The sequence below is a fragment of the Bacillus sp. IS1 genome, assembly GCF_032461585.1.
Taxonomy (GTDB): domain Bacteria; phylum Bacillota; class Bacilli; order Bacillales; family Bacillaceae; genus Bacillus; species Bacillus velezensis.
On the sequence record NZ_JAWCWR010000001.1, the window covers coordinates 1 to 20,719 of the forward strand.

At 42.9% G+C, this 20,719-nt stretch carries 20 protein-coding genes and 3 pseudogenes; 11 read left to right on the top strand and 12 right to left on the bottom strand.

The window, feature by feature from the left end; all coding sequences use genetic code 11:
• Window positions 1-311: T7SS effector LXG polymorphic toxin (locus RUW00_RS00005; protein WP_315956420.1), on the bottom strand; the 311-nt coding region annotated here is incomplete at its 3' end.
• Window positions 312-1,258: 947 nt separating this feature from the next.
• Here RUW00_RS00005 and RUW00_RS00010 point away from each other — a divergent pair.
• The 8 genes and pseudogenes from RUW00_RS00010 to RUW00_RS00045 all read left to right on the top strand — a co-directional run bounded on the left by RUW00_RS00010 (window position 1,259) and on the right by RUW00_RS00045 (window position 6,524).
• Window positions 1,259-2,002 (top strand): alpha/beta fold hydrolase, encoded by a 744-nt coding sequence (locus tag RUW00_RS00010; protein WP_095271471.1) that lies wholly within the window; start codon window positions 1,259-1,261, stop codon window positions 2,000-2,002.
• A 323-nt stretch (window positions 2,003-2,325) separates the two neighbouring features.
• On the top strand, window positions 2,326-2,655 hold the full coding sequence (locus RUW00_RS00015) for an HIT domain-containing protein (RefSeq protein WP_095271474.1): 330 nt from the start codon (window positions 2,326-2,328) through the stop codon (window positions 2,653-2,655).
• A 2-nt stretch (window positions 2,656-2,657) separates the two neighbouring features.
• A pseudogene (locus RUW00_RS00020) lies at window positions 2,658-2,801 on the top strand (hypothetical protein); the annotation flags it as partial.
• Window positions 2,802-2,861: 60 nt separating this feature from the next.
• A complete protein-coding gene (locus RUW00_RS00025; RefSeq protein ID WP_095271675.1) occupies window positions 2,862-3,131 on the top strand; it encodes a DNA-binding protein in 270 nt (89 codons plus the stop codon).
• A 729-nt stretch (window positions 3,132-3,860) separates the two neighbouring features.
• Complete coding sequence (locus RUW00_RS00030; RefSeq protein WP_095271482.1) at window positions 3,861-4,223, top strand: hypothetical protein; 363 nt, start codon at window positions 3,861-3,863, stop codon at window positions 4,221-4,223.
• A gap of 277 nt (window positions 4,224-4,500) precedes the next feature.
• Window positions 4,501-4,887 carry a VOC family protein gene (locus tag RUW00_RS00035; protein WP_095271486.1) on the top strand — a complete coding sequence of 129 codons (387 nt, stop codon included), beginning with the start codon at window positions 4,501-4,503 and terminating at the stop codon, window positions 4,885-4,887.
• 313 nt (window positions 4,888-5,200) lie between these two features.
• The gene (gene bla, locus RUW00_RS00040; protein WP_280145023.1) at window positions 5,201-6,121 is read left to right on the top strand and encodes a class A beta-lactamase; all 921 of its coding nucleotides are present in this window, start codon (window positions 5,201-5,203) and stop codon (window positions 6,119-6,121) included.
• A gap of 121 nt (window positions 6,122-6,242) precedes the next feature.
• Window positions 6,243-6,524, top strand: a complete 282-nt coding sequence (locus RUW00_RS00045) for a putative quinol monooxygenase (protein WP_003154950.1) — start codon at window positions 6,243-6,245, stop codon at window positions 6,522-6,524.
• A gap of 99 nt (window positions 6,525-6,623) precedes the next feature.
• On the opposite strand, the gene RUW00_RS00050 is transcribed toward RUW00_RS00045, so the two are convergent.
• From RUW00_RS00050 to lacG, 9 genes are all read right to left on the bottom strand, one after another.
• Entirely contained in the window at window positions 6,624-8,036 is a 1,413-nt protein-coding gene (locus RUW00_RS00050; RefSeq protein ID WP_280145024.1) for an MDR family MFS transporter, read from the bottom strand.
• A gap of 142 nt (window positions 8,037-8,178) precedes the next feature.
• Window positions 8,179-8,652, bottom strand: a complete 474-nt coding sequence (locus RUW00_RS00055; RefSeq protein ID WP_022553522.1) for a MarR family transcriptional regulator — start codon at window positions 8,650-8,652, stop codon at window positions 8,179-8,181.
• A gap of 285 nt (window positions 8,653-8,937) precedes the next feature.
• Complete coding sequence (locus tag RUW00_RS00060) at window positions 8,938-10,050, bottom strand: glycoside hydrolase family 53 protein (RefSeq protein WP_017417565.1); 1,113 nt, start codon at window positions 10,048-10,050, stop codon at window positions 8,938-8,940.
• A gap of 51 nt (window positions 10,051-10,101) precedes the next feature.
• Window positions 10,102-11,601 (bottom strand): UDP-glucose--hexose-1-phosphate uridylyltransferase, encoded by a 1,500-nt coding sequence (gene galT / locus RUW00_RS00065; protein WP_280145437.1) that lies wholly within the window; start codon window positions 11,599-11,601, stop codon window positions 10,102-10,104.
• A 1-nt stretch (window position 11,602) separates the two neighbouring features.
• On the bottom strand, window positions 11,603-12,595 hold the full coding sequence (gene galE / locus RUW00_RS00070) for a UDP-glucose 4-epimerase GalE (protein ID WP_280145025.1): 993 nt from the start codon (window positions 12,593-12,595) through the stop codon (window positions 11,603-11,605).
• Window positions 12,596-12,598: 3 nt separating this feature from the next.
• The gene (locus RUW00_RS00075) at window positions 12,599-13,768 is read right to left on the bottom strand and encodes a galactokinase (RefSeq protein WP_280145026.1); all 1,170 of its coding nucleotides are present in this window, start codon (window positions 13,766-13,768) and stop codon (window positions 12,599-12,601) included.
• A 15-nt stretch (window positions 13,769-13,783) separates the two neighbouring features.
• On the bottom strand, window positions 13,784-15,481 hold the full coding sequence (locus tag RUW00_RS00080) for a PTS lactose transporter subunit IIBC (RefSeq protein ID WP_280145027.1): 1,698 nt from the start codon (window positions 15,479-15,481) through the stop codon (window positions 13,784-13,786).
• Between the two features lie 11 nt (window positions 15,482-15,492).
• The gene (locus tag RUW00_RS00085) at window positions 15,493-15,807 is read right to left on the bottom strand and encodes a PTS sugar transporter subunit IIA (protein ID WP_007407323.1); all 315 of its coding nucleotides are present in this window, start codon (window positions 15,805-15,807) and stop codon (window positions 15,493-15,495) included.
• Window positions 15,808-15,869: 62 nt separating this feature from the next.
• A complete protein-coding gene (gene lacG / locus RUW00_RS00090; RefSeq protein WP_104678932.1) occupies window positions 15,870-17,270 on the bottom strand; it encodes a 6-phospho-beta-galactosidase in 1,401 nt (466 codons plus the stop codon).
• A 252-nt stretch (window positions 17,271-17,522) separates the two neighbouring features.
• On the opposite strand from lacG, the gene RUW00_RS00095 reads away from it, so the two are divergent.
• On the top strand, window positions 17,523-18,284 hold the full coding sequence (locus tag RUW00_RS00095) for a DeoR/GlpR family DNA-binding transcription regulator (protein ID WP_007610724.1): 762 nt from the start codon (window positions 17,523-17,525) through the stop codon (window positions 18,282-18,284).
• Between the two features lie 17 nt (window positions 18,285-18,301).
• Window positions 18,302-18,984, top strand: a pseudogene (locus RUW00_RS00100) (HAD family hydrolase).
• Between the two features lie 195 nt (window positions 18,985-19,179).
• On the opposite strand, the gene RUW00_RS00105 reads toward RUW00_RS00100, so the two are convergent.
• Complete coding sequence (locus RUW00_RS00105) at window positions 19,180-19,527, bottom strand: DUF3147 family protein (RefSeq protein ID WP_007407319.1); 348 nt, start codon at window positions 19,525-19,527, stop codon at window positions 19,180-19,182.
• The gene (locus tag RUW00_RS00110) at window positions 19,511-19,936 is read right to left on the bottom strand and encodes a MarR family winged helix-turn-helix transcriptional regulator (RefSeq protein ID WP_280145028.1); all 426 of its coding nucleotides are present in this window, start codon (window positions 19,934-19,936) and stop codon (window positions 19,511-19,513) included. Before RUW00_RS00110 ends, RUW00_RS00105 begins: the two co-directional genes overlap by 17 nt.
• 362 nt (window positions 19,937-20,298) lie before the next feature.
• On the opposite strand from RUW00_RS00110, the pseudogene RUW00_RS22935 reads away from it, so the two are divergent.
• Window positions 20,299-20,695, top strand: a pseudogene (locus RUW00_RS22935) (MgtC/SapB family protein); the annotation flags it as partial.
• Window positions 20,696-20,719 lie beyond the last annotated feature (24 nt).

Genomic DNA, 20,719 nt, shown 5'->3' on the forward strand with positions numbered 1-20,719 from the left:
AGCTCGTGCTCCAGAAATGATTCCTCCACATGCGAATTGGAAAGTCCGGCGTCTTCGACCTTGCCGGGAAGGCTTGTGAGAAATGCGATTTTCATATCGATCAGATCAAGCCAGCTGTCTGTGACGCTGGCGTGGTCCTGGAAAAAAGCTTTGATATTGTCAGCGCCCCGGCCTGAGAAATCATTGTCACCAAGGTCAGCCATACCTTGAAACGCTTTTTTCAGATTGACCATCTGGCCGCGCAGTTTTTTGTATTCACCCGCGCGCTGTTTGGCGGCGGCGAGGAGGGTGGTTGCTTCAAAAACTTTCATGACCATAATCCTTTCATTCGAAATACTTCAACAAGATTTTACCATGGAGGAATGAGGAATAAGGTCAATGTACTATCTAAAATGGTAAAATGAATCATTTGACCCACTTCTTTGTCCTTTTAATTATGTGATTAAGCATTTGAGAAGAGAGCTTATGGATGGGAAACCGGAGTGCAGGAATTACTCGGTAGCGTTTGAATGAATTGGAAAGATTAAGCCAGTTAAAAGGTTGGAGCATATTTTTAGATAATGAATTGTAGTGTGTAAAAGATGAAAATGGCGTAATTCAAGATGCAGGTGATTTATTAACCGGAATTGATATATTAACGGAAAATAATGTATAATGTACCGGGCAGCTTTGAACTCATTGAAGGTGATGAACATGAAGAAGTGGAAAGTTTTTATAAGATAAATCCTGACTGAAGAGACTTAATTGAATGAAAATTAACATAAGTCTATTTACCCTGTTCTTTTTTAGGAGGAAGGTATGTAAATATTAACAATAATTGAAATCGCATTAGTGGCAACTGTATTAGGTTTATTTGCATGGACTTTTAAAAAAGAGAAAAATACTGATGAAGATGTATTAAATTATGCTAGATATATGATTTATTTGCTTGTAGCTGAAGTTGCATTGTATGCCGTGTTTCAAATGGTTTAAGTTTAAACACGTCTTTACTCTAACAAAGAGAGATGTGAACAATGATAAATATCTTAACTAATATTTTGAAAAATGACAGATTAGATGAATACCCATTATTACATAGAGAGTCTCGATTTCTAGGGTAGCATATAGTGTTCTAAGTGATGATAAGGGCTTAAAAGAAGTATATTTAGAGAAGAAGAGTTTATTGGAATGAGATGGATGGCATTTGACTAAAAAAATCAGAGACAGAATGGCCCGTTTTAACCTATAAATCTAATGATTAAACACTGGGGGTTTTTGTATGAATGAAATTACCAATACTGGCAATATGCAAGATATTGGTGGTATTGAGCTCTATTACGAATTTTTTGAAAGGCAAAATGAAAACATTACAGTCATATTTGAATCAGGGTACGGATGCCCTTCTGCTTCTTGGGACCCTATAAAAGGTGAAATTTCAAAATTTGCGCAATTTTTCATCTACGATAGAGTAGGTTTAGGAAAAAGTGAAAAAGACGATAGACGAAAAGACAGCAAGCAGTCTGTTGAAAATCTTCGTACTCTTTTACAAAATGCGAATATTAAACCACCATATATGCTCGTAGGGCATTCATTTGGAGGAGCAAATGTAAGATTATATGCTTGTACATATCCAGAAGAAGTAGCAGCGGTTATTCTCTTAGATTCCTGCCATGAAGATCAAAACAAAATTATGCCACCACTATTCAGTGAAGAAACAAGATCTCTTTACTTTAATCAATTTTCGGTAGAAGGTTCTTTAAGTGAAATTCAAGATAGTTTTGAACAAATAGACAAATGCACATCATTAGGAGATATCCCACTTATAGTTGTCAGCGCTGGTTTACAGTCTTATCATACAACTGAATCCTTCGCTGCGTGGAATCTATTTCAAAGAGACTTTCTGCGTTTATCAACAAATAGCAAACATATTGTTGTGAAGAATGCATCACACGGTCTACATGTTGATCAACCTCAGATTATTGTTGACATTATTAAAGATACATTGAAAGAGATACAAAAATAAGTTTAGTTTAAAAACTGTACAAGGAGTAAAAGCAGCACAGGTAGCAATCCTTAAACACCGTATCAAAAGCTGCTGGATTGCACGGAATGGAAAATTCTATAAAGCGATATATTAGACGTATCGAAGTTATTTCTTAGAGGAGAAAGCTTATGGATTTACTTAATTGGACTTACATTATATCTACAATTATAGGAGCTGCTGGATTCATAAGTTTATTGTGGTTCTCTTATTTTAATGATAAAGGTGAAAAATAAAGCAGAGCATCGAGTGAATTTGTATATTGATTATGATGATCAAAGCTAAAAAGTAAGGGGGATTAATGATTGACAGAAGACTTTTATTGCGATGAAGTATTAAGCGGAAAAACAAAAGTAAATAAAGTTTTAGAAACCAAGAATGTATTGGCGTATCATCATACAAGACCTTTTTGGCCGGTGCATATTGTTGCTATTCCTAAAAAACATATCTCTTCTTTAATCACTTTGGAAGAAGACGACAATGAACTTTTACTCGAGTTGCTGGGTGTGATTAAAAAGGTTGCGGCGAAGGTGACAAAAGAAAGTGGTTCTTGCAGGGTGCTTACAAACTTAGGAGATTATCAGGATTCAAAGCATCTGCATTGGCATATAGCTTCAGGAGACCCATTGAGATAAAAGATGTAGACTATCATAACCTAGGGGTTTTTGAAGATGACGGAGCGAAATATCATTTGCTGACTATTGATGATGATGATTACCTCAAGTCTTTATTAGATGGATATAAGAACAAAGAAGGCAACAGGCATATTTCAGCTTCCTAATTTACAATATAATTGTTTTAATCTGATTAAATAAGTGGGAGGGTGTTCTCTTTGGATCTCATGTGGATAGGAATTGGTTTGGCTGCATTGGGCTACTTTATCAGCGATGGTTTGAAAAACTTCAAAAATCCAAAAGGGAGTTATTCAGACTATCCAACTTTAATTAAGGAGTCGGATCTGCATTATTACCTTGGTTTAAGTAAAGCAGAAGTTAAAGAGTTGCTAGAAAAATTCTCTGGTGCTCCAAAGGTAGAATTAAAAGGAGCAGTCTATTATCCTTATCAGCAATTCTTGCAGTGGATGTCATCGATTGATTATACAAATAGTTAAAATATTCAAGGATGAAAAATCCGCATTAAGCAAGTTCTTTATGTTTCTTCTCCATCGCTCTGAAGGACCTTAATTTGAAATATCTAACCCCTAGTTTAATTCTTTTCCTTTTTAATTAAATATCTGTACATTAACATGGCGGCAAAATCATCACCTCTTCAATCCATTTTTGCATCTCTTCGTTTGGAGTTCAATAAAGAAATATCGGCCGCATACTTAAGACCCCCCTCACCATTAACTTTGAGGGGGTCTATTTTATTTATCTTATTAATTTGAAATATGCGTTGACCAGCAATTCATATTCAGAAAGATCAATTGTTTTTAGATTCACCGTTCTTTTTGCTCTCGACAATCTTTTTGTCGACTAAATCACTTTGTTCATGTTGAATCGGTTGTTAGAACATTATGTGATGCACCTCCTTTAAAAAGCATACACACATATGAGAGGGCTGAAATTTACCCATATGAATTGGGATACGGCGGCCCAAACGGCTTTTCGCATGGGGAACCAACATGCGGCAACTGGTCAACAGCTTTAGAAACTTCATCCTAACAGGGAAGTGCGGCAAGCATTGGGAATATAAAGGAATATAGGCTTATAGCTATGAAGGATGTATGAAAATCCGTCAGATGGCGGTGTCGTGACAGTTCGAATGCGGGGGTATGGAACTCCCCATTCATCCGGAGTTATGTCAGGGGACGAAAAGACTTTTTTGAGGAGGAAACGGAATGATTGAATTTACACGGCCATCACCTATGAAGAAAACATGCACGATGCACCCGGAAAAGGAATCTGTCAGATCGGTTTCGTTTACTGATTTTAACGGCAATTCTGTAACAGTAACACTTTGTCAAATGTGTCTGGCTGAATTAAAAATGAAAGCCGCGACTGAATACAGGAGCATGACCGAGGAGCGGGCCAAACAGAATCGTTTCAAGATTGGTGATCATGTGTATTTAGAGCATTTGGGAGTAGTCAGCGAGATAAAAAACATGGAAGGCGTTCAAGTAGCAAACAGGACAGACGCAGACGGAGTCCGGAAGGCTACCCCTAAGGAAATCGCAGAATACAAAAAACAGGGGAAGCAATGACGGTGAAAAAACGATTCAGTCAATCATTCTATCAGTTGTAGTACCTTACGGGAGCGGCGGCCGGATGTTTACGGATGCGCGACTTACACGGCGGAGAGGAGGAGAATTCAAACTACGAATGTGAATTGATCAAACGCAGTTTCATGAATCTCCGAAGGCTTTCATCCGAAATTTGGGTGCAGTATGGGAAACTTTTTTTGGAAACTTGAAATAATGCTGTCAGGTCCCTATTGTATGATTAAATGAATGGCCAGTAAAAATATAGGAGGCGTTCAATATGAAGTTGCTGCAAATTAGACTATTGGTTAATGACTTTAAGGAAAGCGTCGAGTTTTACAAAGATTTATTAGGACTTCCAATAAGTTGGTTAGAGAAGGAAATGGAATATGCACTTTTCGATAATGGAGAAACGAAAATAGAGCTTTTATCTCGAGAAAATATGGCTGAAATAGTTGGAGAAGAAAGAAAATCTTTAGACGGAGATGCGCAATCAAGATTTTTGCTTCAGTTTAAGGTAGAAGATGTTGATAAAACGTATGAGTATCTGCACAAGCAAGGGATTAAATGCGTCAATGAACCACATGATCGTCAGGAATGGCGTGCACGAGTTGCTCATTTCAGAGATCCAGATAATAATCTTATTGAAATATATAAAATGATATAATTTTTTGACTGGCGAGATTAAGGTAATGCGTTTGTTAACTTACTTATGATTTTTATAGTCTGCAGAGAAACATATATAGGTCCAAGACGGAAAGCCTGCGGACACTGATCATTGCACAGCATCACTGTGCTCTGACTGGTGTCCGTTTTTATTTGCACGGAGGGATAACAAATAGATGATGAACACGAAACATGCAAACATTTAAACGCGGCAAGGGCGGCGCATTTAATCATTCAAAGGAAATATATTGACTTTCATCCTGTTTGTAATGTTAATTAGAAGATGTACAAAATCATTTTAATGAGGAGGCCTGATGAACGTGAAAAATAAAGCGGGAATACAATTTGGAATATGCATTGGACTTTTATGTTTAAGCTTTACCGGTTTCAATCCTTTATTCGGCTCAGCGCATGCTGAAGCGAAGTCTATAGAAGACACAAAAATGACAAGCTGTATAACGAATCAGAAATTTGTTCAGCTTGAGAAAAAATTTGATGCCAGGCTTGGGGTTTATGCGATTGATACAGGTTCAAACAAGACAATCGCCTATCGGCCGAATGAACGGTTTGCTTACGCATCAACCTATAAAGTTCTGGCCGCGGCTGCTGTTCTGAAGAAAAGCTCAAATGAAAAACTTAATGCCATCATCCGCTACAGCAAAGACGATTTAGTTACATATTCTCCAATCACAGAAAAACACCTGGATACAGGTATGAGCCTGAAAGAAATCTCAGAAGCCGCTGTCCGTTACAGCGATAATACCGCCGGGAACCTATTGCTGCAGCAGCTTGGCGGCCCTAAAGGTTTTGAAAAGTCATTGAAACAGATCGGGGATCATGTAACGAAAGCTGATCGATTCGAGACGGATTTAAACTCGGCGATTCCCGGGGATCGTCGTGACACAAGCACCGCAAAAGCACTGGCAACTGATCTTAAGACTTTCGCTTTGGGTAACACTCTCACGACTGACAAGCGCACGATCTTAACGGATTGGATGCAGGGCAACGCTACCGGCGACGAACTGATTCGGGCAGGCGCTCCTGCAGGATGGGAAGTCGGCGATAAATCCGGAGCCGGAAGCTACGGCACACGAAACGACATTGCGATCATTTGGCCGCCTGACAGAGCCCCAATTGTTTTGGCAATCCTGTCAAACCGGTTTACGGAAGATGCCAATTATAATAATGCTCTTATCGCTGAGGCTGCAAAAGTCGCTCTTAATGCCCTTAAATAAACATTGCCGTTCATTTTTTATGGACGGTTTTTTATATGTTGAAAATGCGGTATGCCGGTTTCGTTTTTCGATAAATGTTATAATGTAAAGCCATAAAAAGATGGGAAGAGGGGGAATTTCGATGCATTACATAACGGCATGCTTAAAAATCATCAGTGATAAAGACCTTAATGAAATAATGAAGGAATTCAAAAAACTTGAGGAAGAAACGAACAAAGAAGAAGGCTGTATTCAGTTCCATGCTCATCCGCTCGAACCATCAGAACGCAAAATCATGCTTTGGGAGATTTGGGAAAACGAAGAAGCTGTTAAAGTCCATTTTACGAAAAAACATACAAAAGACGTTCAAAAACAAGAATTAACGGAAGTAGAATGGTTAATGAAAAGCAATGTGAATGAGTAAAAGGCTTTGTCTATTGTTGGCCGACTCTGTCAACAACAATCATCAGTTTCGTTCACTAAAACCCTTGCTGCGCAAGGGTTTTTTACTTTAAAAAGTTCTTTATATCGCAGTCTTTTTATGGGTAAGGAACAGACTTGGAATGAAGATGGCCGTAAGGATGATGACGGATACTAAGAACCCGGCATGGTAGCCTTTTAAACTGTTCGGAATCGTCGGCTGCAATCCTTGTATGACAGTTGCGGTAACGGTTGCGATCACAGCTGACCCAAAGCTGGAACCGAGGTTTTCAATCATATGAATACCGACACCCGCTTCCGGAAGCTGTTTGCTGTCAAGGCCTGTATAAGCGTCACTCATTAATGGGAGCATAATTCCTCCAAAACTGGTGCCGCGGATAAATAATACGACGGAAATCCAAATCATACTTGTGTTATCGGTGATAAAAATAAGCGGGATAGATCCGATCAGCGAAAGAACAAGACTGACCGTAACCACGTATTTCGCACCGATCTTATCAATCATTTTTCCGATCAGCGGACGAGTCACGAGCATTCCGACTCCTTGAGGGATTAAAGCGAGTGCTGCTCCGACTGCCGTGAACTGACGAATGTTTTGAAAAAACAGCGGAAGTATTAACATCGGCCCCATGATGGCAACATTCGCTAAGAACAACCCGATCGAAGATGCTAAGAAGCTCTTGTTTGCAAACAAATTCATAGGCAGCACGGTTTGGTTTTTCTTGATCAGATTATATACAAGATAAATGGATGCTGAAACAAGACCGATGCCCGTCCATAAAATGGTGTCGCTATTGTTAAATGATGCATGATCCGCCGCTTTTGTAATAGCGTAAATCAATGCCGCGCTCATTAATGACAAATTGATAATCCCGAAAATATCGAGTTTACGATCTTTGTTGAATGGTTCAAAGTCTGGAATGGTTTTCATCATAAGCGGTGCGGCAATCAAAACGATGAACACGTTGATGTAAAAAATCCAATGCCATGAAGCGCCTTGGACGATGAAGCCTCCGATGACAGGTCCTAAGATCGGGCCGAAGATCATAGGGGTGCTGACGATTGCCATCACTTTTCCCAGGTTTTCCGGACCTGCCGTTTTAACCAAGAGTGTTGACATAAGCGGAGTCATAATGCCGGCGCTGAATCCTTGAAGCAAACGGAAGAAGATGAAGCTGGAAACGTCACGGCTCATCCCCGCAAAAACAGAAATGACACCAAAGGCGATGACTGAGCCGATGAAGATTTTCTTACCGTTATATTTATTCATAAGCCAGCCGGATACGGGTACTGCAATCGCAAGTGCTAAGACATAGCCTGTAACGGACCACTGAATGGTATCCAATGTCGTGTTGAAGTCTTTGGTCAGTTTGCCGATGGCGATGTTTACCATCGTAGAGTCAAGCATTGGAGCGATTGCTCCCAGTGCAATAGCCCAGGCGGCTGTGAGAACTTCTTTTGGCAGCCGAAGTTCCTTTCTTTTATGTGTTGACATAGTATTCTCCTCTCAAAATCGCTGTCTTTGTTTCCTTGTCAACAAAATAATAGAGTGATTTTGTTTCTTTGTCAACAATAAGAGGGGTATAAAAAGGCAGCCCGTTTTCATGGAGCAGGGCTGCCTATGGTTTTATTCATATTTATTCCGATTTCATGTCTGCACCAAGTTTCTTTATTTCTGAATCCAAATGCCTGCTGTATGTTTCCACGAAGTTCAGCATTGTGTCAAATTGTTCATCAGTTACTTGTTCAAACACGATTTTGTCGCGTTCTTGAAACTCTTTGTGCAATTCCTCGTGAACTTTATAAATGACTTTTCCTTGCTCGGTAAGCCTGAAATAGATTTCTTTCTTGTTAAGCGGCTTCTGATAGCTTTCGATAAGGCCTTTATTGATAAGCTTCTTCGTTAATTTACTTATGGCGCCTCTTGTCATATAAAGAGACTCCGCAAGTTTTGTCACATTGGCGTCTTCAATTTTTTCGATGAATTCGATGCAATGCACTTCAGAAGGTTTATGCCCCTTAAGGCTTTCTTCCATCTTCAGCCTATTCAGCCACACCATCTTGTTAAAAAAGTCCCTGAAATCCGTGAGGAGCTGTTCTTTTTTGTCCATGGCCCGTCCTCCTGCTCGGTGGTGCTTACACAATATTATAAAATTTTTGTTTCTTTTTCAACAATCGTAAAGTTATTATTTAGGAACTGAGAGATAGTGCGCAGAAATAAGAAGGAGGGGGAACAGAAGAAGTATTCTATTTAAAAAGCGGTTTTTTAACCGAAACGTGGGTTTTCGGGTATTTTTCTTTCCGTATTCGTTACTTTCTCTGTTTCATAACAGGCTAACTCTACAGCCTTATAAAAAAGCAGGCTGCGCAATGAGCCTGCTTGAGATTCGCATCAATCATTTTCCTGTTGCGGCGTCATAAAAAGCGTCAATTGCGGTTGTGTATTTCAAGACGTTTTTAGACACTTTGGCGGTTGCGCCTAATGGATACGCGTCTGACAGAACGCTGGAGTGAGCTTCGGGTTCCCAGTAAAATACGCCGGTTCCTTTGCCGTTCGGAACCGCTTTCACCAGTTTTATGGTGTCTTTTATGGTCCAGTAGGAATCTTTCGGGTTATTTTCATCTCCGCCCAGTTCAACCACCATGACTTCCTTGTTGTAGCGGGAGGCGATGTCATTTAAATTAGAGGATAATTGGCCGGTGAGCTCCCAGTACGGCTTACCCTCCCAATAGGGATAGAACGAAACGCCGATGATGTCGGTTTTCCCGCCATTTTTAAAGAATTGATCAAACCACCATCTGAATAAGCTGTTGTCCGTGCCGTGTGCCAAATGGCTGATGACCTTGGTGGCCGGGCTGACGGATTTCACGGCGTCATAGCCTTTGTTCAGTAAGGCGGTCAATTTGCTGAAATCGTTCGTGCTGCCGTCGGGCAGTAAAATTCCTGAATTCATTTCATTCCCTACTTGCACCCAATCAGGGGAGATGCCGTGATTTTTAAGTTCTTTCATGACATCGTACGTATGGTTATACACGGCTGCCTGCAGCTGGCTGCTTGAATAGCCGGTCCATTGGTTCGGCTTGATCTGGTGGCCGGGATCAGCGAACACATCACTGTAATGGAAGTCAACCATTACCTTCATTCCTAACGCTTTTGCCCTTTTGGCCGCTGCAAGTACGCCCGCTTTGTCACTATAGCCGAGCATGGTCCATGTTGTGCCGTCTTTCAGCCAATAATAGCTGCTTGGCGGATTCACAAACACTCTCAGTCTCACGGCATTTATTCCGTGATCTTTAAGAATCTGCAAGGCATCTTTCTGTTTTCCGCCGTCATCCAGCCAGCGCACACCTTCATCCTCCATTTGTTTCAGCCATCCTATATCAGCGCCATAGGCAAACGGGGCATCCGCTTTTGCTTTAGGAGACTTCTCAAAGAATGTAAAAGCAGTGAAAATGAGAGAAAGACAGATTGCGTTTACAAATACACGTTTCAATCGGTTTTTGAACATCACAATACCTCCTGATAAAAAAGATTGTTGATTGATTTCACTCTGAATGTTTCAGCTGCCATTCTCCAATAACGCCGTGAAACGCTGAAACGCCTGAATTCCTTCGGATGTCATTTTAAAAACGCCTGCATCGGTCAGCGCGCGTAAAAATACATTCGCGGTTTCTTTTTGTAAAACAGCGGCTGCATTTTCCGGTGTCACGTCTTCATCCGCTTTGATGTTTTCAGCCCACGGAAGATGAATGTCTTTGATGTCATGAGGTTCATTCAGTAAATACTTTTTCACTTCTGCCAGCTCATCTTTCAGGCGGGGAGGTAAAACGGCGAGCCCCATCACTTCAATCAGACCGATATTTTCTTTTTTGATGTGATGGACATCTTGATGTGGGTGAAAAATGCCATCCGGATAATCTTCGGAGGTGCGGTTGTTTCTGAGAGCGAGATCGATTTCGAAATCCGTTCCCCTGCGTCTGGCAATTGGGGTGACGGTATTATGGGGTTCATTTGTCTTTGCGATGATGCTGACGGTTTCGTCTGAATATCCCCGCCACTTTTCAAAAACATACGCAGCGGCATCTGTCAGCAAATCCGGATCTTTTGCGCGAAGGCGGATCACTGATACCGGCCACTTCACGGCTTCGGCCTGAACGTCTGGAAAATGACGCATATGAAAAGGGTAGAGGGAACCCGCTTTTGCCATCGGAAACTCATGGGCGCCGCCTTGATAATGATCGTGTGAAAGAATGGAACCCCCTACGATCGGCAAGTCTGCGTTTGATCCCGCGAAATAATGCGGGAAAATTTCCGTAATGGCCAGAAGCCTTCTGAAGCTGTCGCAGCTGATTTTCATCGGCTTGTGCACGCTTGAAAGAAAGATGGCATGCTCGCTGTAATACGCATAAGGAGAGTATTGAAACCCCCACTGTTCTCCCGCTAAGTCAAGCCTGATGATGCGGTGATTTGAACGGGCGGGGTGATGCGGTGTTCCGGCATACCCCTCGTTTTCCATACAGAGCAGACATGTCGGATACCGGTTTTCCGGACTGTTTTTTACCGCGGCGATGTCTTTAGGGTCTTTTTCGGGCTTTGATAAATTAATGGTGATGTCCAATTCTCCAAAAGGTGTTGGTGAGCGGTATACGATATTTTTTCGGATGGCCCGCGTCTTAATATAGTCGTTGTTTTGGCTCAATCTATAAAAATAATCTGTTGCTTTTTTCGGGCAATCTGATAACAATTCGCTGAATGCGGCGTTGATCAGAGAAGGGGCCGGTGTGATCACGTCCATGATTCTGCTTTCCAGCATGTCTCTTTCAGCCGGCGTATCGTTTATGATTGACCGTTTTACCGCGTCTTTCACCATTTCGTCCAAATAATAAAGCCTGTTTTGTTTCTTGATATGTTTCGGTTCTGGATAATCCGTCAGTCCGAGCAGATCGAGAAGTCTGTTTCTTGTATAAATCACATCTGTTTCATTAATGTCGCCTAAGACAGTGCTTTCTTTCAGAAACCCTGCCACTGATTCAAAAACGTCAATGACCGCCGCCTCCATTTCATTTGTCCTTGTATCCGTTTGGATGTTGCTGATGCCAATTCCATGCTGACGCAATGATTTCCGATATGTCCGTTTGTTTCGGATTCCAGCCGAGAATGTTCCGCGCTTTATCGCTGGAAGCGATGAGGGTGCTTGGATCACCGGGTCTTCTTGCGGCCGCTCTTACTTTTATGTCTCTTTCGGTCACTTGCCGGGCCGCTTCCGCCATTTCTGATACGGAAAAACCGCTGCTTGATCCTAAATTGAAAATGCCGCTGTCTCCGCCGTTTTGCAAATATTCCAGAGCGAGAATATGGGCATCGATTAAATCGGAAACATGAACATAATCGCGGATGCACGTGCCGTCTTTTGTATTATAGTCAGTGCCGAATATCAAAACCTCCTCGCGCTGACCGAGCGCGGTTTGTAAAAGGATAGGGATAAGGTGAGTTTCCGGATGATGATCTTCTCCGATGGAACCGTCCGTTTTCGCGCCGGCAACGTTAAAATACCGAAGCGAGACATATTTTATGCCGCAGGCGGTTTCACACCACTTCAGCATTTTTTCTGCCATGAGTTTTGATTCGCCGTATGCGCTTTCCGGCTTTTCCGGCATGTCTTCTGTGATGGGCACTTTTTCAGGTTCGCCGTATACAGCGGCGGATGAAGAAAACACAATGTGTTTCACCCCGAATTCCTGCATGACCTCAAGCGTAATTTGCGTACCGTACACATTATTATTGAAATATGAAAGAGGGTCGTTCATTGATTCGCCGACAAGGGATTGAGCGGCAAAATGGAGAACGCCTGTTACGTTCTCCTTCGCGAACACAGAGCGAAGAAACGGTTTGTCACGGATATCTCCATAGTAAAAAACTGCTTTTTCATGAACAGCTTTCCGGTGGCCTGTCTGCAGATGATCCACAGCTATCGTTTTAAATCCTTTGTTTAATAATTGATCAACCGCATGAGAACCGATATAGCCGGCTCCGCCGAGAACGAGAATCGCCATGATTTAGTTTTCCCTCCATTCAGCCGCGCCATCGCTTATATCCGCGATGTAGAAAGAAGCCTCAAGACCTGTCCTCCTGCGGTAGTGAGATGAAACGGCCCGGATAAAGCCGGCGGTTTCTTCACTTTCCACAATGGCTATGGCGCAGCCGCCGAACCCCGCGCCCGTCATCCGCGCTCCGAGTGCTCCTTCTTTCCAGGCTGCTTCAGCGAGCGCGTCTAATTCGTCACCGGTCACTTCATAATCATCGCGTAACGAACGGTGGGACGCATTCATGAGCTCGCCGAACGTTTTCAAATCATTCGATTTGAGAGCTTCCGCGGCTGAGAGGGTCCGCTCGTTTTCATTGACCGCGTGCCGGGCTCTTTTACGCAACGTTTCACAGGAGAGAAGGGATTCGAGTTCGTTGAATTCTTCTGCCGTCAATTCCGCAAGTGATGCGATATTCCGATATTGCCGCAGTTCTGAGAGAGCCTCGTCGCATTCGCTGCGGCGTTCATTATATTTTGAAGCCGCCAGCTCCCGGCGCTTGTTCGTATTCATAATGACGATTTTATATCCGTTAAAAGCAGCCGGAATCATTTCGTGCTCAAGCTTATCGCAGTTTAACAGAATAGCCATGTTCTTTTTGCCTTTTTGCACTGCGAATTGATCCATAATGCCTGAATTCACGCCGATAAATTCATTTTCGACTCTTTTTCCGATAAGCGCCAGTTCAGTATCGGAAACATCCAGGCTGAATAACTTTCTTAAAATGGAGCCGGTTAACATTTCGATAGAAGCAGAGGAGCTTAAACCGGCTCCGTTTGGAATCGTACCGTGAAAAAGAATATCCATTCCGCTGTCTATTTGGCCGCCGGCTTTAAGAAGGTAATGGATCATCCCCTTCGGATAATTGGCCCAGCCGTCTTCTTTTTTGTATGCTGTGGCGGAAAGATCAAGGCAGACAATGCCGCTGTCAGGAAAGTTTTCTGAGTATAACCGGATCTGATGATCTCCGCGTTTTGCGCATACGGCATATGTTCCGATCGTAATCGCGCAGGGGAGAACGTGGCCGCCTATATAATCCGTATGTTCCCCGATCAGGTTGATCCGGCCGGGTGCGAAAAACAGTTCTCCGTTACTTCTCTTGAAAACGTCTTCGAATCTTAATTTCAAAAGTTTTGCATCCATGATAAACCCCCGATTCTATTTTGAGGTATGCTCCAGTATGAACTGAATGGCTTTTTGTGAATTTCTGGTGAGACTGATATATTCCGCTCCTTTCGTTGCGATGAGTTTCACATGCAGGCGGTCCGCATCTTCTTTAATGTCATCATAATAAGAGCCGACCTGCGGAGCCAAAATGATCATATCGAAGTCTTTCATGATGTCGTAATGGGAACCGTAGGCGCCTGCTGAGGCGGTAATCGGCACGTTATATTCTTCGGCTCCTTCTGTCAGTGCGTTCGCAAGCATGGCGCTCGTTCCCGCTCCGGCGCACAGCACTAACACATTGGTGCTGTGTTCCAAGGCGGATGAGGATTCCTGAAGATTTGTGCTGATGACGGAGGCCGCGTCTTCGGAGGCGCCGGCCATGGCGGGCTGTAATGTTTGCGGCGCGCTTTCAGGTTCGGTGTGTTGGGCTTCTTTCGCCGCTAATACTTTGTCATAAGCTTTACAGAATGGCAGGTATATCAGGGAATCGACGATGATTAATACAACCGTCAGCACAAAAGCCGAGAGCCCCATGCCGGTTCCGAGAATCAAGCCGGCGGGCGCCGGAGTGGCCCACGGAAGAACATACATAAAACTGTTCATTCCGATGACATCCACGAAAAATTTAAACAGACAGACATTCACCATCGGCGTTACAACAAACGGAATGAAAAAATAAGGATTTAAAATGATCGGCGCAGCAAAGAGAAGAGGTTCGTTTACTGCGAAAGACACCGGAATCGCGGATGCTTTTCCGACTGCTTTCAATTGCTTGGATTTCGCGAAAAGAAGAAAGATAAACGGAACAACAAGGGTTGCGCCGGTTCCTCCCATTGTGCCGACGAAGTTCCCGAGTCCGACGGTCAGCACGTTGGACGCTTGCTCGCCGGCATTATGAAGCTGAAGATTCGCCTCCACATTTGCGTAAATAATAGCTGCGATGGCCGGTTCCACAATAGAAGGCCCGTGAACGCCGACAAACCAGAACAGCGCCATCATTCCCCAAATGACACAAATCCCAAGATAACCGTCTGCGGCGGTAAAAAACGGCGATAAGAGAGAGGAGAGAGCCTCTGCAAACGATACATTCAGCGTATTCCTGATCAATAAATCAACGATCACCATAGCCAAAACGGAAAAAGCGAACGGAAAAACATCTTTAAATGTTTGTGAAATGGTACCCGGTACTTCTTTAGGCATTTTAATCGTAATATTTTTCAGCACGCAGAATCTGTAAACGTTCACTGTTATGAAAGCGGATACAAAAGCGGCTAAAAGACCTTTTGTGCCGAGGTATTCCGTCGAGAATCCGCCGTCGATTTGAGTGACGCTTAAAATGAGAAACCCGACGACTGAAGCAAGCATCGCTGAAACGGGGTTGATCCCTTTGTTTTTCGGCATTTTTCGGTTCATTGATTCACTCAGGCATTTCGCACTTGTTGCCGCAACGATCAGACCGAGGGCGCCCATTGAATAGTTATAAACTTTCCAAAGCCATTCAGAAACACTTTTAGGCCAAGTGAAACCCAACACTTCTGGCACAGCGGCGGTGAGTATAAAAATGCTGGCGAATAAAATAACAGGCATGGCAGTTAAGAAGCCGTCGCGGATCGCGCCTAAATAAATGTTTCTTGAGATTTTTTCAAAAAACGGTTTTCCCTTTTCGATTTGCTTGATGATACCGTTCATTTTTCCACTCCTTATCGGCGGCTTCGGTAGAGTTCTATAAAATCCTGAATAAGATCACGGAGCAAAAGGGTTGTCATCAAGTGGTCCTGACCGTGAACGAAAATAAACCCTAATTCCATGTCCTTGCCGTCAGCTTCTTCAGCTAACATTTTCGTTTGCGCATTGTGGGCGAGGGTTAAATTTTCATCGGCGCTTTTCAATGCTGCTTCCGTGTTTTCGAAGTTTCCGGCACGGACTTCTTTCAGGACTTTCAATAAAGTGCTTCTGGCGTCGCCGGCATAGGCGACGATTTCAAAACCGAGCATCTGCAATTCTTCCTTTGTCATGAAAAAACCTCCTAAAGACGGCACACATGATGAAAAGAGACTCTTTTCACCATGTATGATCGTTAAATGATTGTTTTTGTTTCACTTACAAGTTTGTACCAGTAGGCCGATTCTTTCGGATACCGTTTTTGGGTGTCAAAGTCGACGTAAAAAAGACCGTAACGTTTGTTGTAGCCGTTGGTCCATGAAAATAAATCCATTAAGGACCATAAGAAATACCCCTTTACATTGACTCCGTCGGTAATCGCTTTACTGACGGCTTCTAAATAGACTTTTAAATAGTCGATTCTTGCCTTATCCATAATGATGCCGTCTTCAAACTCATCTTTATAGCCCATGCCGTTCTCGGTAATGTAAATTTTGTTATATTGCGGATAGTCCCGTTTGATGCGCATCAGCATGTCATACATGCCTTCAGGATAAATGAGCCAGTCCCAATCGGTCCGCTTCAGGCCTTCTTTGTAAATTCTTTCGCCGATTCCTTTTACTTTATAGACCGAAGTGCCCTTATCGCCCGTTCCGTTATGGTGAATAACGGTTTCTCCGTCGTACGCTTTGACGAAATGGCATTGATAATGATTGATGCCGAGATAATCATTGCGCGTTGAAGCTTTTTTCATCACGTCAAAGTCACTGTCTGAAAACTCGTATGAAGCGCCGTTTGCCTCACAGATTTCATCCAGAGCCCGCATGGTTTCCTCAGAATAATAGCCGAGGTAGGTGGCGTCGAGGAGGAATCTCACTGATAACGCGTCATCCAGAAAACAGGCGTGGCGGTCATCTTCTGAGTCGCTGGCGGGATATTTTGTTTCTAATGAGTGAACGACACCGATTTCTCCCGGATAGCCGCCGTCTTTAAAAAGGTTGACGGTCATCGCATGCGCTACCATCATGTGATGGAGGCATTGAATGACTTTTGTGATATCACTTTTAACAGATGGCGGAAAAACCCCAAGTAAATACTGGTTGGTGGCTGTGGGATAAATTTCGTTAAACGTGCTCCAATATCTGATTTCGCTGAATTCTTTAAAGCAAAATTCCGCATAGCTGACAAACGCTTCTATTGCAGCGCGGTTGAGGAAATCTCCCTGATCAAATAATCCTTTCGGTGTATCGAAATGATGCAGCGTGACAAAAGGGGTGACGTTGCGTTTATGGCACTCTGAGAAAATACGATGATAGTAATCAACACCTTCCTGATTGATTTTGCCCGTGCCGTCAGGGAAAATTCTCGTCCAGGCTATAGAAAGGCGGATGCCGTTTATTCCGAATTTTTCACATAGTTTAATATCTTCCGGAAACTGACGGTAAAAATCACTTGCCGGATCAGGGCTGAATCTTCCCTGTTTTTCAAGAAATTCATCCCAGGCTACAGGCCCTTTGCCGCCTTCTTTTGTGGCGCCTTCCGCTTGATATGCCGCAGTCGCCCCGCCGAAAATAAAGTCATTAGGTAATTTGAGCATTACTGAATCCTCCTTCGCCAATGTGTGAATTGGAGTTTGTTAATGTTCGTAATTGTTATCTTTTGTTTAATAGTAAACGCATACATTTTTGTTGTCAATAGCTTCATAAAGAAATAACATCTGTTTTCATAGAGATTATATAAGTTTTTCGTTGTTTTATATGTTGATTATGTTGTTTGTTAGTGTTTGTTTTTGTTGACCGGATTGCCGCAATGTGTTAGATTGTGTGTAAAGTTGAGGGGATGATTGAACATGTTAAAAAAAGAGCGTCTTTTAAAAATCATCGATATCGTAAACTCGCGGGGGTTTATTACGGTGAGTGATATTATCGATGAACTGGATGTTTCTGATATGACAGTGAGAAGAGATCTGGACGAGCTGGATAAGGCCGGAAAAATCGTACGTATTCACGGAGGCGCACAGAGCATATCTTATTCCATTGATCACGAATTATCGCATAATGAAAAACTGGGTGTTCAAATGGAGGAGAAGGAGAAGATCGCGGAACTCGCAGCTTCCTATGTAAATGACGGCGATACCGTTTTTTTAGGGCCCGGCACGACGATTGAACTTTTAGCCAAACACCTGCTGCATAAGCGAATCAGGATTATCACAAACAACTATCCCGTATTTGATATTTTAAAACATGGTGACACTGCGGATACCATCCTGATTGGCGGCGATTTCCGAAAAAATACCGGTGCCTTCGTCGGGCCCATCGTGAACGGCAATCTGCAGAAATTCAATTTTACGAAAGCTTTCATCAGCGCCAACGGCATACATAATGATGAGATTTCTTCTTACAGCATTGAAGAAGGGGAAGCCCATCAAATCGCGCTGAACAATTCGCGGACGAAATTTTTGCTGGCGGATAATAAAAAATTCAACCGGGAAGATTTTTACGTGTTCTATAACTTACATGATATGGATTATCTGATTACGGATGATAAAGTGATGAAAGATGTTCAAATTCATTACGAGCAATATGTAGATGTCAAAATCGCAAAAAAATAAAAAAGGCGGGCGGTTCGATGAAAGGGGTTATTTTTGATTTCAACGGCACGATGTTTCAAGATTCGCATCTGCACGAAAAAGCATGGTTTTTCATGGTGAAAAAATACGCGCCGAAAACCATTTCTGATGAAGACATTTTCGTTAACATTCACGGGAGAACAAACAGTGAAATCCTGACGTATTTTATTTCCGGCGATTTAACAAATGAAGAAATCGAGAAGCTGTCTTTTGAAAAAGAAGCCTACTACAGAGAATTATGCCTTGAAAACAAAGATGAGTTAAAGCTGACGAAGGGACTGACCGGCGTATTGAACCATCTGAAAAAATCAGAAACGCCAATGACCATTGCCACGGCTACGGTAAAGGAAAATGTCGAGTTTTACTTTGACGTCTTTCAGTTGGATCGGTGGTTTGATTTTGACAAAGTCACGTTTGATGACGGGAGCTTCCCCGGAAAACCGGCGCCGGATATTTTTCTCATCGCATCGGAAAAGTTAGGCCTCAGACCTGAAGAATGCTTAGTCATTGAAGATGCCTTTTCGGGGCTCACAGCGGCGAAAAAGCAGGTGCAGGCAAGATTATGGCCATTGACCCGCTCGGAAAAAACCGCGCGCTATTTGAAGAAAAGCAGCTGGCGGATGACGGGATACTGACAGATTTCACCTCGTTTTTTGAGGTGATTGCCGGACATTCTGTTTGAGAGATCAGCCGGTTTTTTATGCCGATATGGCTGTACAGGCTGCGGACTCCGTTCGCAACACGGGATGTTTTTGTGTTCGGCGGTGTCTGCTTCTCGTGAAGAAAGGGGGTTCGCTTTTTAATCGGAGTCACTTTTAAGACAGGGGTATCCCTGTTTTTTAAAATTCCTCGTATTTACAAACAAGCGCTAAGATGCTTATTGCTGACTGTTTATATGTTTTACGATAAAATCCTGAGCATACAAGAAAACCAGCCATCCTGTAAGTCCAAGCCCTGATGCGGCAATGAAAGACAGTGAATGGCGAAGGGCGATGCCGATAATGACCAGCATAATGACTGTGGAGGGGATGCCGGAAGCCACGCTGAATGCAAAATGACTTAATGTCTCCTTCGTTTCGCCTTGGATGTACAGCCAAACCATGCTCAGCATACTGACAATTGGTAATGCCGCTATAATACCTCCATAACTCGGGCTTCTTCTTGATATTTCAGTGATAATCCCAATAATAGCAGCGGAGACAATGATTTTAACGATCGTAAACATCTTCAGCACGCTCCTTCATCAAACTGAATGCTTTTAAGACAAGTGTTCGTTCTTCATGATTCATGCTGTCAAAAAGAAGCTGTTTAAGCTTTTCTTCATCAAGACCGGAATGCCGGTAAAGGACATCCGCCCCAAAACTGGTAAGTTTTAAAATGACTTTCCGCTCATCCTCAACACTTCTGGTTTTATAAACGTACTTTTTCTGCAGTAACCGCTTTATATGTTCCGAAGCGGTATTATGTGATACTTGAATCGCTTCGGCAATGTCTTTTATTCCGACTGCCTTCTCTTTTTGAATGACATGCAGAATCCGTACACCTTGGTGAGTGATTTTTTCATGGTGCTGATAACGGAGCCGGTAGTAAATATCTGTCCAGAGGTCATTTAATCGCATGATTTCGTTTGACATCATCATCCACCTTACATCGTTTATTAAGATTATATCTTATATTACGATATATTTTTGCGGATTGAAAGCAATTTTTGAGCATGAGGGAGCAGCATTCGTTCTGTTTTTAGAAGATTGGAAGAGACAAGCGGCCGCAGCTTCAACGAATAAACTTGTTTAATATACTCTCAATAAGTTATTTTCCTTATTTTAGAAACGTCAGCTTGATACCTTCCGCATATAAATAAGAGAACTGACAATATGATAAAGAACCAAAGTATATATTCAAATGCAGTTTTTTTTCAGCTGGGCAGTCCTGTGCTGATTGAAAAAGATACGGGGGATAAAAAGCGGGTAAGAAGATAAGGAAAGGAGAGAGACGGATGGAACTTGATTTTGTGATTCGTCTGGCGGTTGCGGGTCTGCTTGGGGCTCTTATTGGATTGGAGAGAGAATTCAGGGCGAAGGAAGCCGGTTTGAGGACGCATTTTTTAGTGGCCGTCGGCAGCGCCTTGATGATGATCGTTTCTAAATACGGCTTTTTTGATTTGTTATCCAACAGCCATACGTCCTTTGATCCGAGCCGGGTGGCGGCGCAGGTCGTCAGCGGCGTCGGATTTTTAGGAGCCGGCACGATTATTTTGCAGCGGCATGTCGTGCGGGGGCTTACGACGGCCGCGGGGATTTGGGCTACGTCGGGGATCGGGCTGACGATCGGGGCGGGTATGTATGTCATCGGCATCAGCGGCACGATTTTGGCGTTAATCGGGCTTGAACTGTTAAATTTTCTGTTTAAACCGGCGG